This is a genomic window from Pseudoflavonifractor sp. SW1122 (assembly GCF_012027765.1).
Classification (GTDB): domain Bacteria; phylum Bacillota; class Clostridia; order Oscillospirales; family Oscillospiraceae; genus Enterenecus; species Enterenecus faecium.
In genome coordinates this window covers 30968-47324 of sequence record NZ_SJOS01000016.1, presented here as the reverse complement: position 1 = coordinate 47324, position 16357 = coordinate 30968, and the positions used below count along the sequence as shown (strand labels likewise).

The window sequence follows — 16357 nt, the reverse complement described above, 5'->3', positions numbered from 1 at the left end:
GAAAAAGAGACTCCAGGTTCCATTACGGAACATGGAGTCTCTTTTTGTCTCTGGAAGGTTACAGAGCGTACTGGGAGATCACAGAACAGATCCGGGCCACATCCGCTCCAGCTGTGAACTCAAACCGGACCCGGCCCAGGCTGCTGAACCACAGCTCCAGCTCACTGTCCAGGTCAAACACCCCGGAGGTCTCCACGGAAAAGGCCTGAATCCGCTTATAGGGCAGGGAGGTATAGTCGGTCCGCTTCCCCGTCAGCCCCTGCATATTGATGGTGATCACCCGCCGGTTGGTGAATACCACGCCATCCCGCACGGTACGGAAGGAGGCCACCATCTCCTCCCCCGGTGCAAACATGGGCGTGAGTCGCTGGGCGTAGGTGTCATTTTCCACTTCTTTCAGCTTGAGAAAGTCGGCGTTTTCAAAGTCAATCATGCTTTTGCCCCCTTTATCTGAGTATGCACATAGTAACACAGCTTTGTTCCTTTGTCCATCACGCAAAAGCCCGTACCATAGTCAAACTCTCAAATCGCTGGTCATTCCTTGTTCTGTTTGCTTTGCCTGTTCAGAGACAAGATCCAAAGCAAAAACGTCACCCCCAACAAACCCCATGGTGTGGCTCCGCTGAGAAAATCCACCACTGGATAACCTTCCAAGGCATGGCCCAGTATCAGGACGAGGATTCCCACTAAAATGGAGATCCACGCCACGGTGAGGACCGTTTTTTCAGCCTTTCTCTGCTCCGCTTCCTTTTCCATGTTTTCCAACATCGCCTTGTCTCCTTTCAACAACTCGTCCAGGCTAATTTGATACACCTCACTGATCCGAAGAACGCTCAAAATGTCTGGCAGCGACTTCCCTGTCTCCCAGTTTGAAATGGTCTGTCTGGACACCATCAATTGTTCTGACACTTGTGACTGGGTGAGTTGATGTTCTTCTCGGGCCTTTCTCAGCTTGTCTCCAATCTGCATATCCATCCTCCTCTGATCTTCAGTTTAACAAATCGGCCGATGTTTTTTCCATCAAAAGGCTTTGACAAGAGGGTAAAACTCTTGTCAAAATGCTTTTACCTAACAGCCGTTTAAAAAATCGATCGTCCTTGTATGCCTCAGCAAACAACAACGACCGATTTTCACCTTATGCTTTTTCGTTTTTATGCAGTTTGTGCCACGCCCAGGTACTCCTCCAAGCACAGTCCACTCTGGTGCACCTTGGTGGCCAACTCCACCCCCAAGTATCGGATGTGCCAGGGCTCGTACTGATACCCAGTGATGTCTTCCTTCCCCTCCGGGTAACGGATAATAAATCCATACTCATGGGCGTGGTTAGCCAGCCAGCGGCCCGCTGGGGTGTCCGCAAATTGCAGGTCCACCCAACCCACATCAAAGGCCAGTCCGGTCTGATGCTCCGAGTGGCCCGGCCAAGCGGAGTAGGTGTCCGCTTTCTCCACGCCGTCCACCGCCACATAGTCGTTGTACAGCTCCTCCTGGGTCTCAAAGGAACGGTATCCGCTCATCAAGTCCATGGAATACCCGGCCCACCGAGCCGCCCGCTGAAGCTTGAGCAAGGCCTGATAGGCTGTGGCGTCCTCCCCGTTTCCATAATCCCGGGGCAGGGCATACTCTTTATTGACCAGCAGCACACCATCCACGTAGGTAGGCTCCACCGTCTCATAGTACTTGTAGCTCTTTCCACTGGGGGCCAGCGGTCCCTCCGGCTCCTCCACCGCAGCAATCCCCTTGCCCCCTACCTCCGGGGTACGGGTGGGTTCCGGGGTGGCCTCCACCTCCGTTTTCTGCTGTTCTGCGATGGGATGTTCCTGGGGCTGCTGGGCCATTCCTGCCGTGCACCCGCTGGTCAAGAGAAAGGCTCCCAACAAGGCACTGAGCAGAATTCCTTTGCGTATTGAATGTTTCACCGATTGTCCTCCTGTTGTGTATCCAGCCAATTATCGGGCTGTACCAAGGGCTGTTAAGTTATATCCCTTTCACCAAAACAGAGAGTCCTCCCTGTCCGGTACACGCTATCATACACCACAAAAGGCCGCATGTCAATAATTACCATATGTTTACAGGGCATATTTTCCCTCTCACTGCCCATCCTGAGCCATAAGTTCCGCCACCGCCTGAACGGCCAGTTGGATAACCCCCTGGGTGTCGTGGCACTCCTCGTGGGGCAGGCCCGCCTTGTCCCGCTCCTGGTTCCAGATGCACAGCATGACGGCCCCCGCCCGCACCCGCAGCACCGAAGCCACGGTGAACAGGGCTGCCGTCTCCATCTCGCTGGCCAGAGCGCCTCCCTGAATCCAGGCATCCCACTTGGAGAGCAGCTCATAGCTCACTGGCATGCGCTGGGGGGAGTGCTGGCCATAGAAACTGTCCTTGCACTGCACCACTCCCACATGGTGGCGCTGGCCTAAGCGGAGAGCCGCCTGTTTCAGGGCGGCCGTCACATCAAAGTCTGCCACTGCCGGGTACTCAATGGGCAAGTATTCCCGGCTGGTGCCGTCCTGGCGAATGGCGGCCTGGACAATCACCGCATCCCCAGCCCGCACCTGCTGCTGCATGCCGCCGCTGGTACCCACGCGAATCATGGTCTTGATGCCCAGCTGGGCCAGCTCCTCCACCGCAATGGCGGTGGACGGTCCGCCGATGCCGTGGGACATTACCAGCACTGGCCGGTCTTGCACATAGCCCAGGAAGCTGGTGTATTCCCGGTTCTGGCCCAGGCGTTTGGGCCGCTCCAGGTGCTGAGCGATGGCCTCAATGCGGCCGGGATCTCCTGCCAGGATGGCATATTCCGCCCCTTCCAGCATGGGCGCATCCAATTGAATGTGGTACTGCATGCCTTCACTCCTCTCCGGTAAATCCAGGGCAATCTCGCCGCCCCATACCTTATATAATTCTATTGTACTCCTCCCCCACCGTTCGTCAACGGAAATTTCGCGGTTTGCTGAAACCATTTCTGTAAATGGAGCATAGCATGGGGCAGCCTACCAAAGTAAGGAGGAGTTCCATGCGCCGACACTGTTCCTGTCACTGTCCGGTCTGCCGTGCAAGCCGCAACGTCTGTTTTCCCCTCTGCTCGCTCTATATGCCCCAGCCCTGTGTCTGCCCACCTGGGCCTCCTGGAGCCGCCGCCACGGTGACCATTGGAACGGTCACCACTGGGGCCCCGGGCACCCCGGCGGAGGTGACCAATTCCGGCACCGCTCAAAATGCCGTGCTCAACTTCACCATTCCCCAGGGCCTGCCCGGTACCTCCCAGCCCGTCAGTCTGGTGTCCTCCTACTCCACCCCGTCCCAGCCCGGTTCCTCCGGCACCCCCATCACCTTTGACCGCAACGCTCTGAGCCTGGGCACCGACATCAGCCACACCTCGGGCAGCGACACCTTCACCATCAACCAGCCCGGGGTGTACTCGGTGGAGTTTCACGGCGTCATCACCCCCACCGCCAACAACACCTTTCCCGTAAACATCAATACCTCCTTGGAGGTCAACGGCTCGGTGCAATCCGGGGCCTCGGTGCCCTTCACCTTTCAAAATGCCACCCAGTCCTCGGAGGTGTCTTTCACCGTCCCCATCTCGGTCACTGACGTGCCCACCACCCTCCAGGTAGCCCCCTTTGGCGGCAACTATCTGGCCGATGCCGTATCTATGACCGTCACCCGACTGGGAAACAGCTGATTTTACAGTTCCCTCCAAGAAATATTTGTCTCTGTCCTGCAAATCTGCTATACTAAGAAGAAATCTGCTATTATTGATTGTCCATTCCGTTGGGTACCACCCTGTGTGTGCTTCCACCCTTCTGAGACATAGAGAAAGGATCGATACCCCCATGGCCACTAAGACACTGTACACGGTCATTGTCGCCGATGACGAGGACGAACTCCGGGAAGCCGTATGCTCCATGATTCCATGGCAGGAGTACGGATTCAATCTATTGGGCAGCGCCAGCAACGGACTGGATGCCCTCCAGCTGGTGGAGCAATATGAGCCGGATCTGCTGCTCACCGATATCCGCATGCCTTTTATCTCGGGCATTGAGCTGGCCCGCCATGTGCGAGAGGTACGCCCTGCCACCAACATCGCCTTTCTCAGCGGCTACGATGATTTTGAATATGCCAAGCAGGCCATTCAGTACAACATCATCAGCTACATGCTCAAGCCCCTGACGTTGGAGGGCCTGGGGGCTGAGCTGCGCATCATCCGCCAGAAGATCGATGCCCAGTTCGCCATGTTCCGCCAGGCCTCCTCCCGTAATGTAGAGCACGATCTCCAGGCCGCCATGCTCATGCCCCTGGTGCTGGATGCCTACTCCGAGCCAGGCAACGAGGAGCAGGCCCTGGAATACGGCCGCCAGTGCGGCCTGTTGCGGGACAACCTGGACAAGCCCTGCTACACGGTGATGGTGTCCTCCCTGCTGGACGACGAGGGAAACAACTGCACCACCCCCGCCTTTGTGGCGTCGGTGGACACTCTGGCCGCCAAATACCTGCGGGGCCTGAGCTTTTTCTCCGCTGGCAAGGTCATCTCGGTCCTGCTGGGCAACCCCTCGGACTTTGAGGAGTATCTGCACATTCTAGCCGACGAGATTCCCCAGATGGCCTCCCGCATTTTGGGCCGACGCTGCCGCATCGGGGTCAGCCGCATGGTGCGCTCCCTCACTGCCCTGCACGGTGCCTACAAGGAGGCTATGGAGGCCCTGCGCCAAGGGGACCCGTCGGAGAGCTGCGTGCAGTTTATCAGCGACTTGGCCCCCTCCATCAAAGGCGGAAACAACCTGTGTCAGCGGGCCCTGGAGGCTCTGGACCAGCACTATATGGACGTCAACCTCTCCCTGGTGTCCCTGAGCGCCATGCTGGACGTCAGCCCCAACCACTTAAGCTCCTGCATCAAGAAATATGCCGGAGAGACCTTTATCAACATTCTCATCCGCAAGCGCATGGAAGCGGCCCGGGAACTGCTCATCAACTCCAATTTGAAAATCCAGGACATCTCCCAACGCTGCGGCTACACCGATCAGCACTACTTCAGCTACTGCTTTAAGAAGTATTGCGGCGAGTCCCCCAACGCCCTGCGCCGCAGGCTGGAGGCGGAAAAGGCGGGTGGCCAGGCTTGAGCAAGAACAACGTCCAGACCGGCCTGCGCATCACCACCATCCTGGTAGCCATGGTGGTGGGCGTGGTGGCCATCACCCTGTGCTGCTTTCTGGCTTTGTTTTTAAACCGCTACCAGGAGGCCATGGTACAAAACGCCCGCACCACCAGTGTGCAGGCCGTGTCTCAGGTGTCCACCACCGTGTCCAACTATCTGTCCGATATGCGTCAGGCCATGGAACTGGTGGAGCAGTCCATGTCGGAGACCGACGAGAGCCGGGATGAGCTGCTGTCCGCCTTTCTGGAGTTCCGCCCCGACGTGGTGGCGGTGACCAGCTATTCCCACGACGGCCAGCTGCTCCAGTGCTGGTCCCCCGACCACGAACCCAAGGACAACATCCTCCAAAACCTCTCCTTTGATCTGGAAAAAGCCCAGGCCTCCCAGGGCCCCTACATGTCCGCTCCCCACGTGGAGAGTATTTTTGAGGGATACTACCCCTGGGTGGTCACCATGACTTCCCGCCTGCCCCAGGATGGCTCTGCCGCCTGGGTCTCCCTGGATCTGAGCTTTTCCAGCATCTCCAGCTATATTAATAATGTAAGCATTGGACAGCGGGGCTACTGCTTTTTGATGGACGGGGACGGCAACATGGTCTATCACCCCCAGCAGCAGCTGCTCTACTCCGGCTTGAAATCCGAGGACACGGCCAAGCTCTCTCAAATGGAGGACGGCGCTTGGGCCAATGACACCGTCATCTATTCCCTCACCAGTGTGGAGGGCAGCGATTGGCGGGTAGTGGGTGTCAGCTACGTGGACGAGCTGGTCAACCGCAATGTCAGCGAGATGGTGCGCCTGTCCCTGCTCATCGCTGCCATGGTGCTTCTGGCCGCCCTGTTCACCAGCTGGCTGCTCTCCCGCCTGCTCTCCCGTCCCCTCCGGTCCCTGGAGTCCGCCATGGAGGACTTCGAGTCCGATGCCGACCACTTCGACTACTACCCCGTGGGCGGTACCCGGGAAGTACAGGAACTGTCCTGCTCCTTCGGTCATATGGTCATGCGCATTCAACAGCTGATGAACACCGTGCGGGAGGAGGAGGTCAATCTGCGGAAAACCGAGCTCAAGGCTCTGCAAGCCCAGATTAACCCCCACTTTCTCTACAACACCCTGGACTCCATCGCCTGGATGTGCGAACAGGGCCGCAACGCCGATGCGGTGAAAATGGTCCATGCCCTGGCCCGTCTGTTCCGCATCAGCATCAGCAAGGGCCACGAGCTCATCCCCATTTCCAGGGAAATTGAGCACGCGGAGAGCTACCTGCAAATCCAGAAATACCGGTATAAAAACCAGTTTACCTACCACTTCCACGTGGACCCTGAGTGTCTGCACTATCTATGCAACAAAATCACCCTTCAGCCCATCATCGAAAACGCCATCAACCACGGATTGGATCTGCTGGTGGACGAAGGGCGCATTGACGTATACGTCCAGCAAGATGGGGAGGATATTGTCTTCCGGGTAGAGGACAATGGAGTGGGTATGAGCCAGGAGCAGATCGTGGCCATCCTGGAGCACGGCCCCAAGGAGCGCACCGGCATCGGGATCCGCAACGTCAACGACCGTCTGCAAATCTACTTTGGCAAGGAATACGGCCTCACCATTACCAGCAAGCTGGATGTGGGCACCTGTGTGGAAATTCGCATGCCGAAGCTTTGGGAGGGAAATTATGAAGGGAAATAATCGCGCCCTGGCCGCACTCACAGCAGCCTTGTCCCTGCTGCTGTGCAGCTGCACTTCGACCTCCAGCATCTCCGCCCCACACACCGTCACCCTCATCGCCAAATCCACTCAGACGGAGTTTTGGCTGTCGGTCTTTGCAGGAGCTGAGGCAGCGGCCACTGAGTACAACCTGGACCTCAACATCGTAGGCCCTGATGCCGAGGAGGACTACGAGACTCAAAATCAGATGGTGGATAAAGCCGTTCAGGCAGGCACTGAGGCCCTGGTCTTCTCCGCCATCCACTATGACAACAACGCAGACGCCATTGATGCCGCCGCCCAAAAAGGGGTCAAAATCGTAGCCATTGACAGCAACGTGGACTCTCAGGCCGTGAGCACCTACATTGGCACGGACAACTATGCCGCCGGACAGATGGCGGCTCAAGCCGCTCTCGCCCGGATGGAGGGAGAGCTGCACGTGGGCATTATCAACTATGATATCAGCTCTGCCAACGGCCAGGAACGTGAGCGGGGCGCCGTGGAGACGTTCACCCGCAGCGGTCGGGCCCAAGTGGTCAGTGTCATCAACACCCTGGCAGAGTCCCACATTGCCCAGACCGATACCACCGCCCTTCTCACCCAACACCCGGAGATCAACGTCCTGCTGGCCTTCAACGAGCCCACCAGCGTGGGTGCCGCCAAGGCCATCGAGAATCGGGATGCCGCCGATGACATCTTTTTGGTGGGTTTTGACTCCAACGTCAGTACCGTGGACGGCCTGCAAAACGGCACGGTCGATGCCCTCATCGTGCAAAATCCCTACGCCATGGGATACCTGGGCGTGGAGAGCGCATACAAGCTTCTCACAGGACAGGGTAAACAAGTGGACCCCACTGTGGACACCTCTACGCAGATTGTCGATCGGAATAATTTATTCTCCATCGACAGCCAAAAAGCGCTTTTTGCCTTTGAACAGCGCAAAGACCCGTCATAATGCACAATTTGAGCATTTGTTTTTTTCGCATGTTGTTTAGTTGGAATAATTTTTTGCCCTTCTTTCGGTGATTTTTCACCTTGTTTTCGCCAGGCAATTTCGGTAACATAGAGGACAAGAGATGGAGCTCGCGTATGCTCCGTCAATCACCTGAATATGAAAAGGAGAATCGTTATGAAGAAGAAAGTGCTTGCTTTGTCTCTGGCTGCTGCTATGGCTTTCAGTCTGGCTGCCTGTGGTGGCGGCGGCGAGGGCGGCAGCGATACCGTCGCTAACAAGGATAAGCCCGTTGTCTGGTATAACCGTCAGCCCTCCAACTCCACCACCGGCGAGTTGAATACCGAGGCTCTGAACTTCAACGAGGACACCTACTATGTGGGCTTCGATGCCAACCAGGGCGCCGAGCTTCAGGGCCAGATGATTCTGGACTACATCAAGGCCAACATCGCTGACATCGACAAGAACAACGACGGCATCATCGGCTACGTGCTGGCCGTGGGCGATATCGGCCACAACGACTCCATCGCCCGTACCCGCGGCGTCCGCTCCGCTCTGGGCACTGCTGTGACCAAGGATGACGGCACCATCGTCAGCAATCCCGTTGGCACCAACACCGACGGCAAGTCCGAGTTCGTTCAGGACGGCAAGCTGGAGATCGACGGCAAGACCTACATCGTCCGTGAGCTGGCTTCCCAGGAGATGAAGAGTAACGCCGGTTCCACTTGGGATGCCCCCACCGCTGGTAACGCCATCACCACTTGGGCTTCTTCCTTCGGTGACCAGATCGACATCGTGGCCTCCAACAACGACGGCATGGGCATGTCCATGTTCAACGCTTGGTCCAACAAGGAGAAGGTTCCCACCTTTGGTTATGACGCCAACTCCGACGCCGTTAAGGCCATCGCCAATGGTTACGGCGGCACCATCAGCCAGCACGCCGACGTGCAGGCCTACCTGACCCTCCGCGTGATCCGCAACGCTCTGGACAACGTGGATATGGACACCGGTATCGGCACTGAGGATGCCGCTGGTAACGTGCTGAGCGAGGACGTGTACAAGTATGATGAGGCCACTCGTTCCTACTACGCTCTGAACGTAGCCGTAACCAAGGACAACTATGAGGACTTCTTGGACTCCACCGTGATTTGGGAGCCTGTTTCCAAGCAGCTGGACAAGGAGACCAGCCCCGAGAAGAAGGTGTGGCTGAGTGTCTACAACTCCAACGACACCTTCCTGGGCGGTACCTATCAGCCCCTGCTGGAGAAGTATGATAATTTGCTGAACCTGAATGTTGAGTACGTTCAGGGCGATGGTCAGTCTGAGGGTAGTGTGTCCGACCGTCTGACCAACCCCAGCGCCTACGATGCCTTCGCCATCAACATGGTGAAGACCGACAACGCTGTCACTTACACCACCAAGCTGTCTCAGTAATCTGTAGCTACGTGGTAAAATTCCAGTTCGCTAATCAGTTGTAACATACGCTATTAGGGAGAAGGAATTCTCCGTTCAGGAGAAGCGATTCTCACTGTACGGCAGAAGGAATTCTCCCTAATAGTTTGTACGTGATAATCTCGGCAGGGTAACCTGTCAATTTGAAACAGGAGTAACGAGAATGGCAGAAGCAAAGAACGATATTGTCCTGTCGATTCGCGGTATGTGCAAGTCCTTCGGTCGTAACCGGGTGCTGGATCACATCAATCTGGATTTGAAGCGCGGCTCCGTCATGGGCCTGATGGGCGAGAACGGCGCCGGTAAATCCACCATGATGAAGTGCCTGTTCGGTACATACCAAAAAGACGAGGGCAGAATTTACTTTGACGGCAAGGAGATCAACTTCTCCGGCCCCAAGGACGCCTTGGAAAACGGAATTGCCATGGTGCACCAGGAACTGAACCAGTGCCTGGAGCGCAACGTCATGGACAACCTGTTCCTGGGCCGATACCCCACCAAGGCTGGCGTCGTGGATGAGGGTGTCATGAAGAAAAAGGCCGCCGAATTGTTCCGCAAACTGGGCATGACGGTAAACCTGACCCAGCCCATGCGCAACATGTCGGTGTCCCAGCGGCAGATGTGTGAGATCGCCAAGGCCATCTCCTACAACGCCAAGGTCATCGTGCTGGACGAGCCCACCTCCTCCCTCACCGTCAAAGAGGTGGACAAGCTCTTTGAGATGATGCGAATGCTCCGGGATCAGGGCATCTCCCTGATTTACATCTCCCACAAGATGGATGAGATTTTTGAGATCTGTGATGAGATTTCGGTGCTGCGAGACGGTAACTTGGTCATGACCAAGCCCTCCAAGGAGACCAACATGGGCGAACTCATCAGCGCCATGGTGGGCCGCTCCCTGGAAAGCCGCTTCCCCCCCGTGGACAACACCCCTGGAGACACCATTTTGTCGGTGCAGCACCTGTCCACCAAGTTTGCCCCTCATCTTCAGGACATCACCTTCGATGTGAAAGAGGGCGAGATCTTCGGTCTGTACGGTCTGGTGGGCGCTGGCCGTACCGAGTTGATGGAGACCATCTTCGGCATCCGTACCCGTGCCTCTGGCCGTGTGTACTTCCGCAACAAGTTGATGAACTTCAGCACCGCCAAAGAGGCCATCGACCATGGCTTCGCCCTCATCACCGAGGAGCGCAAGGCCAACGGTCTATTCCTCAAGTGCGACTTGACCTTTAACACCACCATCGCCAACTTGAATCAGTACAAGAGTGGCGTGGCCCTGTCCGACCCCAAGATGGTGAAGGCCACCAACAAGGAGATTCGCACGATGCACACCAAGTGCATGGGCCCCGAGGATATGATCACCAGCCTATCCGGTGGTAACCAGCAGAAGGTTATCTTCGGCCGCTGGCTGGAGCGGGAACCCCAGATTTTCATGATGGACGAGCCCACCCGCGGCATCGACGTGGGCGCCAAGTATGAGATCTATGAGTTGATTATCAACATGGCCAAGCAGGGCAAAACCGTCATCGTGGTCTCCTCCGAGATGCCGGAGATTTTGGGTATCACCAACCGCATCGGCGTTATGTCCAACGGACGTCTGTCCGGCATTGTCAACACCAAGGAGACCGATCAGGAAGAGCTCTTGAGATTGAGCGCAAAATACCTTTAATGGGAGAAGTTGTATATGGCACCTGTGAAAACAAATATTTTGACGGCTGAGCAGGAGGATAAGCTCCGCCAGTCCATCGACGAGTACGTCGGCAGCATTCAAGCGAAAATCGACGCCCTCCGGGCAGACGGCACTGATAAGGTGCTGGAAATTCAGAGCAACCTGGACAGCCTGAAGCGGGACCGCATCTACACCAAACAGGAAAAGGAATCCATCGCCGAGGGTTGGCGCAAAGAGTTGGAGAAGGCCAAGGCTGTGGAGGCCAAGAACAAGGCCGAGGTGTCCAAGCTGATTGCCGACGCCGAAACCTATCTGAAGGCCCACTTCAACCAGGACTACTTCCAGTACGTGGCCGCCAGCTGCAAGGATGAGAAGTCCTTCGCCCAGGAGAAGTATCGTGCCACCGTGGCTGAGTTGAACCAGGAGCACCAGAAGACCCTGTCCAAGCTCACCGATGCCCACGAGATCAAGGACGAGAAGTACGTCCACAGAAACCGCCTCTTTGACGCCAAGATGGCCCTGAATAAGGACCTTCAGGAGGTCAAGGATCGCCGCCACGCCGCCTATGAGCATAAGTTCCACCTCATTGACCTGCTGCGCATGTCCAAGTTCACCGTGGGTGAGACCCTGGCCCAGAAGGTGGAGAACTACCGCTACACCTTCAACACCCGGAACTTCCTGTTGAAGAACGGCCTGTATATAGCCATTCTGGTCATCTTCATCGCCCTGTGCTTCATCACCCCCGCTATCAAGGGCGTGCAACTGCTGACCGTGAACAACGTGTTGAACATCCTCCAGATGGCCTCTCCCCGTATGTTCCTGGCTCTGGGCGTGGCTGGCCTGATCATGCTGGCCGGTACCGACCTGTCCATCGGCCGTATGATGGGCATGGGCATGACCGCTGCCACCATCATCATGCACCAGGGTGTCAACACTGGCTCCGTGTTTGGCCATGTGTTTGATTTCACTAGCATGCCTGTTCCTGCTCGTGTGATTATGGCCTTGGTGGTCTGCATCGTGCTGTGCACCATCTTCACCACCATCGCTGGCTTCTTCACCGCCAAGTTCAAGATGCACCCCTTCATCGCCACCATGGCCAACATGCTGGTCATCTTCGGTCTGGTGACCTACGGCACCAAGGGCGTGTCCTTCGGCGCCATTGAGACCACCATCCCCAGCATGATCATCCCCAAGATCGGCAAGTTCCCCACCATCATCCTGTGGGCTGTGGCCGCTGTGGTCATCGTGTGGTTCATCTGGAACAAGACCACCTTTGGTAAGAACCTGTACGCCGTGGGCGGCAACCCTGAGGCCGCTTCCGTGTCCGGTATCTCCGTATTCGCCATCACTGTGGGCGCCTTTATCCTGGCCGGTATCCTCTACGGCTTCGGCTCCTGGCTGGAGTGTATCCGCATGGTGGGCTCCGGTTCCGCTGCTTACGGCCAAGGCTGGGAGATGGACGCCATCGCCGCTGCCGTTGTGGGCGGTGTGTCCTTCACCGGTGGTATCGGTAAGATCTCCGGCGTTGTGGTCGGTGTGTGTATCTTCACCGCTCTGACTTACTCCCTGACCACCCTGGGTATCGACACCAACCTGCAGTTCGTGTTCTCCGGCATCATCATCCTGGTGGCCGTCACTCTGGACTGCTTGAAGTACGTGCAGAAGAAGTAATTCTTCCCTCCTACTACACAAAAATCCCCATCGCACATCAGTGCGATGGGGTTTTTTTGATGCCCAATTATGTCGCTGTAGCCTTGCATCGCTGCTGATACAGGGCTGCAATCATATCCACACAGGGCTCAATGCCCAGTCTTCCGCTGTCCAGGCACAGGTCATAGTTGTCTGCCTGGCCCCACTGGGTGCCGGTGTACAGCTCGTGGAGGCGCTGGATAGGGGATTCCTCTCGCTGGCCGTACACTGTGACAATGCGCTCGGCTCGCTTCTCGTCAATGGTAAGCACCGTCTCCTTGCGGATGCGGTAGAGCACCACAAAGAAATACACCATGGAAATGGCATTGGACAGCATGGTGGCCACGGCAGCGCCTGCCACGTCCATATGGAAGACCCAGGCTGGCCCAAAAGGCAAAGGCCGAAGCTTTCTTGACAGTGGACTCATCGTTCTGCCCCAGGCTTCTGGCGATCACGCTATTGGCACCGATGCCAAAGAGGTTGGCCACGGCCGTCAACAGGATGTAGATGGGAAAGGTAATGGACAGAGCGGCGATCTGGTTGGGATCGCCAATCTACCCGATGAAAAAGGTATCCGCCAAGCTGTACAGAATCACAATAATTTGGCTGACCACAGTGGGAATGGCCAGCTTGGCCACCGCCTTCCCCACCGGCATGGTGGTAAATAGTTCGTTATTTTTCGTCATGGTTTCTCTCTCCTGCTCTGTTCTTCTCTCCTGCATCCACCTCAGCGTGGAGTCCGTCCAGGAAACACTGAATGGCAATGTCCCGGCTCTCCCCCACATCGGTGGTATCGTAGTAATAAAAATATCCCAAGTCCTCCTGGGCAATGAACCCGTGGAGGATGGCACGGAACACCCGCTGCCAGTGGGCCACCCGCTCCTGGGGCAGACCATAGCCCGCGAGCACCTCCACCGCCGTTTTCAGAAGCGGCAGAGCCAGTTCCTTGGCCTGGTCATCCTCCTGGGAGGGGATGGACATCATCAGCCGATACAGCCCCTTATTCTCCACCGCAAAGGCGTGGTAGGCCTGGGCAAACGCCCGCACCGCCTGGTCCCTCTCCTTCCCTGCCACCGCTGCCTCCTGATGGGCCACAAATTTGTCAATGGCATAGCGGAACACCTCTCGCTGGAGCTGTCGGGTATTTTGTATGTGGTTATACAGCGACGGGGTCTTTACCCCCAGCCTGCGGGCCAACTCATGGAGCGACACGGTGGGTTGTCCCGTGTGTTCCATGCAGGCCACCGCCTCGGACACAATGACCTCTCTGGTCAATCCCTTTGCGCTCATACTCATTCCTCCAAAACTAATGCTGTTAGCTATTACGAAACTAATAGCATTAGTTGTCAATCAAAACTACGCCGTTACAAATAATTACTCCGTTTTCACCAGTATTGTCTCTTCTTGCCCAGGTATTTCACAAGAAAAATTTACAGCATTTTCTCTTCTCCCCTTGCCTTTGGACCAGAGAAGCCCTATAATACCCTTTGGGGAGCTTGTACACAGGCTGAGAGGATGGTGTGACCATCGACCCGTGAACCTGATGCGGGTAATGCCGACGTAGGAAGCTTGTGAAAGATTCGTTGGGAGACAGCCTGCCAGGTCGTCTCCCATTTTTCTTTGGAAGGGAAGTAGAACACATGAATCGCTTCACACAACCGCTGGGTCAGGTGCACGCCGTCGCTCCCCTGGTCCAGTGCATCACCAACTTTGTCACCGTCAACGACTGCGCCAACATCATTCTGGCCTCTGGCGCGTCCCCCTCCATGGCTCAGGACATCCGGGAGGTGGAGGAGGCCGTCTGCGGCGCCCACGCCCTGGTGTGCAACATGGGGGCCATGGACTTTGTGGACTCCATGATTTTGGCCGGGCGTAAGGCCAACGAGCTGGGAAAGCCCGTGGTGCTGGACCCGGTGGCCGCCGGAGGTACCCAGCTGCGCCGGGATGAGTCCAAGCGCCTGTTGGACCAGGTGCAGTTTGCCGCCATCCGAGGCAACGCCTCGGAGATTCGCTTTTTGGCCGGCCAGCACGCCGTGGGCAGCGGTGTGGATGTGAGCGCCATGGACGCCATCACAGAGGAGAATTTGGGTGAGGCCGTGGAGATGGCCGCTACTCTGGCCGCACAGCTCCACACCGTGATCGCCATCTCCGGAGTGCTGGACATTGTCTCTGATGGGAATGAGACGGTGGCGCTGCGCAACGGCTGCGCCACCATGGCCCGTATCACAGGCAGCGGCTGCATGCTCACCTCCCTCATCGGGGCCTTCTGCGGCGCTCTGCCCCAGGACACCTTTGCCGCCACCGTGTCCGCCATGGCCGCCATGGGCGTGGCCGGAGAACTGGCGGAGGAACAGCGGCTAAAAAAGGGCACGGGCAACGCCACCTTCCGCACCGATCTCATTGACGGGATTTTTAACTTGACCGAGGAACAACTACAGGAGAAGATGCGCTATGAAGTTTACAAACGATGAAATTCGCAGCTCTATGCTGCTCTACGCTGTCACCGACCGCATGTGGCTCAAGCCCGGTCAGACTCTGGTGAACGTGTGTCAGGAAGTTCTGGAGGGCGGCGCCACCTTCTTGCAGATTCGAGAGAAGGACCTGGATGCCTCTGCCTTTGAGCAGGAGGCCCAGGCCCTCAAAGCGCTGTGTGCCCGGTACCGTGTCCCCTTCGTAGTCAATGACAGCGTGGAAATCGCCCTGGACATCGACGCCGACGGGGTCCACGTGGGCCAATCCGATATCCAGGGCCGGGATATTCGGGCCATGATTGGCCCGGACAAAATTCTGGGTATCTCCGCCGGGACTGTTCAGGAGGCGGTGGCCGCCCAACAGGCCGGGGCGGACTACATTGGCGTAGGGGCTGTGTTCAACACCAGCACCAAGCAGGATGCCACCAGCCTGTCCATGGAGCAGCTCAAGGACATTTGCGCCTCCGTGTCCATCCCTGTGGTGGGCATTGGCGGCATCAACGCCTCCAATCTATTGGAGCTCTCCGGCAGCGGTGTGGACGGTGTGGCAGTGGTGTCTGCCATCTTCGCCGCCTCCAACCCCAAAGCGGCCACTGCTCGGCTGCTGGAGCTGTCCCGAAAGATGGTGGCCCATGGATAAAAAGTTTGCTATTTTTGACCTGGACGGTACTCTGGTGGACTCCATGTCCTACTGGAGCCAGCTGGCGGAGGAGTACCTCCACAGCCGTGGGGTGGAGCAGGTCCCCAACCACATCTTAGAGGCCATCAAGCCCATGACCATGGAGGAGTCCGCCGATCTGTTCCGGCGGACCTTTGGGCTGGACATCACCTCCAGCCACATGGTGGCGGAAATGGAGCATATGATGGACCAGCACTACCGCAATGACATTCCTCTGAAAGAAGGGGTTGCCGCCTATCTGGAAGGGCTGCACCAGGCGGGCACCACCATGTGTGTGGCCTCCGCCACCGCCGAGCCCCTGGTGGAGCTGTGCCTGTCCCGACTGGGGGTACGGCACTACTTCCAGTTCCTCCTGTCCTGTGAGACGGTGGGAGTGGGCAAAACCCAACCTGACATCTACCTCCAGGCCGCCCAGCGCATGGGATGTACCCCGGCCGAGACCGCCGTCTATGAGGACGCTGTCTATGCCGCCGCCACCGCCAAGAAGGCCGGGTTCTATATTGTAGGCGTGTACGACCAGGATGCCAGCGCGCACTGGGAAGAGCTGCAAAGCCTGTCGGATGAGACCATTCCCAGTTTTGAGGAGGCGTGA

The 16357-nt window shown here is 57.1% G+C and carries 17 protein-coding genes and 1 riboswitch; of the genes, 10 read left to right on the top strand and 7 right to left on the bottom strand.

Annotated elements, in window-relative coordinates:
* Positions 1 to 58: 58 nt before the first annotated feature.
* The 4 genes from E0L15_RS05745 to udp form a co-directional block, all read right to left on the bottom strand.
* Positions 59 to 433, bottom strand: a complete 375-nt coding sequence (locus E0L15_RS05745; RefSeq protein WP_087372849.1) for a PH domain-containing protein — start codon at positions 431 to 433, stop codon at positions 59 to 61.
* 101 nt (positions 434 to 534) lie between these two features.
* On the bottom strand, positions 535 to 969 hold the full coding sequence (locus E0L15_RS05740) for a helix-turn-helix transcriptional regulator (RefSeq protein ID WP_243155400.1): 435 nt from the start codon (positions 967 to 969) through the stop codon (positions 535 to 537).
* A 182-nt stretch (positions 970 to 1151) separates the two neighbouring features.
* Positions 1152 to 1916: a M15 family metallopeptidase gene (locus E0L15_RS05735; protein WP_347565974.1), complete on the bottom strand. Its 765-nt coding sequence runs from the start codon at positions 1914 to 1916 to the stop codon at positions 1152 to 1154.
* 171 nt (positions 1917 to 2087) lie between these two features.
* Positions 2088 to 2843 (bottom strand): uridine phosphorylase, encoded by a 756-nt coding sequence (gene udp, locus E0L15_RS05730; RefSeq protein ID WP_168124871.1) that lies wholly within the window; start codon positions 2841 to 2843, stop codon positions 2088 to 2090.
* Positions 2844 to 3142: 299 nt separating this feature from the next.
* Here udp and E0L15_RS05725 point away from each other — a divergent pair, with 299 nt between their 5' ends.
* From E0L15_RS05725 to E0L15_RS05695, 7 genes are all read left to right on the top strand, one after another.
* On the top strand, positions 3143 to 3685 hold the full coding sequence (locus E0L15_RS05725) for a spore surface glycoprotein BclB (RefSeq protein WP_168124870.1): 543 nt from the start codon (positions 3143 to 3145) through the stop codon (positions 3683 to 3685).
* A 151-nt stretch (positions 3686 to 3836) separates the two neighbouring features.
* Positions 3837 to 5120, top strand: coding sequence for a response regulator (locus tag E0L15_RS05720; RefSeq protein WP_087228811.1), 1284 nt, complete (start codon positions 3837 to 3839; stop codon positions 5118 to 5120).
* Complete coding sequence (locus E0L15_RS05715; protein WP_347565973.1) at positions 5117 to 6835, top strand: sensor histidine kinase; 1719 nt, start codon at positions 5117 to 5119, stop codon at positions 6833 to 6835. Before E0L15_RS05720 ends, E0L15_RS05715 begins: the two co-directional genes overlap by 4 nt.
* Positions 6822 to 7808: a substrate-binding domain-containing protein gene (locus tag E0L15_RS05710; RefSeq protein WP_168124869.1), complete on the top strand. Its 987-nt coding sequence runs from the start codon at positions 6822 to 6824 to the stop codon at positions 7806 to 7808. The genes E0L15_RS05715 and E0L15_RS05710 overlap by 14 nt, the downstream gene beginning before the upstream one ends.
* A 174-nt stretch (positions 7809 to 7982) precedes the next feature.
* Entirely contained in the window at positions 7983 to 9239 is a 1257-nt protein-coding gene (locus E0L15_RS05705) for a substrate-binding domain-containing protein (protein ID WP_168124868.1), read from the top strand.
* 181 nt (positions 9240 to 9420) lie between these two features.
* Positions 9421 to 10926, top strand: a complete 1506-nt coding sequence (locus tag E0L15_RS05700) for a sugar ABC transporter ATP-binding protein (protein WP_168124867.1) — start codon at positions 9421 to 9423, stop codon at positions 10924 to 10926.
* Positions 10927 to 10941: 15 nt separating this feature from the next.
* Entirely contained in the window at positions 10942 to 12597 is a 1656-nt protein-coding gene (locus E0L15_RS05695; RefSeq protein WP_168124866.1) for a galactoside ABC transporter permease, read from the top strand.
* A 67-nt stretch (positions 12598 to 12664) separates the two neighbouring features.
* Here E0L15_RS05695 and E0L15_RS05690 read toward each other — a convergent pair whose 3' ends face one another.
* From E0L15_RS05690 to E0L15_RS05680, 3 genes are all read right to left on the bottom strand, one after another.
* Positions 12665 to 12982: a hypothetical protein gene (locus tag E0L15_RS05690; RefSeq protein ID WP_168124865.1), complete on the bottom strand. Its 318-nt coding sequence runs from the start codon at positions 12980 to 12982 to the stop codon at positions 12665 to 12667.
* A 187-nt stretch (positions 12983 to 13169) separates the two neighbouring features.
* Positions 13170 to 13301: a hypothetical protein gene (locus tag E0L15_RS12545; RefSeq protein ID WP_275532683.1), complete on the bottom strand. Its 132-nt coding sequence runs from the start codon at positions 13299 to 13301 to the stop codon at positions 13170 to 13172.
* Entirely contained in the window at positions 13288 to 13905 is a 618-nt protein-coding gene (locus tag E0L15_RS05680; protein ID WP_168124864.1) for a TetR/AcrR family transcriptional regulator, read from the bottom strand. Before E0L15_RS05680 ends, E0L15_RS12545 begins: the two co-directional genes overlap by 14 nt.
* 188 nt (positions 13906 to 14093) lie before the next feature.
* Positions 14094 to 14199, top strand: a riboswitch (TPP riboswitch).
* 56 nt (positions 14200 to 14255) lie between these two features.
* Between E0L15_RS05680 and thiM the strand changes: the two genes are divergently transcribed.
* From thiM to E0L15_RS05665, 3 genes are read left to right on the top strand one after another with little or no spacing between them, the layout of a single operon-like run.
* Positions 14256 to 15086, top strand: a complete 831-nt coding sequence (thiM, locus tag E0L15_RS05675) for a hydroxyethylthiazole kinase (RefSeq protein WP_168124863.1) — start codon at positions 14256 to 14258, stop codon at positions 15084 to 15086.
* Complete coding sequence (gene thiE, locus E0L15_RS05670; protein ID WP_168124862.1) at positions 15067 to 15726, top strand: thiamine phosphate synthase; 660 nt, start codon at positions 15067 to 15069, stop codon at positions 15724 to 15726. Before thiM ends, thiE begins: the two co-directional genes overlap by 20 nt.
* On the top strand, positions 15719 to 16357 hold the full coding sequence (locus tag E0L15_RS05665; protein WP_168124861.1) for an HAD family phosphatase: 639 nt from the start codon (positions 15719 to 15721) through the stop codon (positions 16355 to 16357). The genes thiE and E0L15_RS05665 overlap by 8 nt, the downstream gene beginning before the upstream one ends.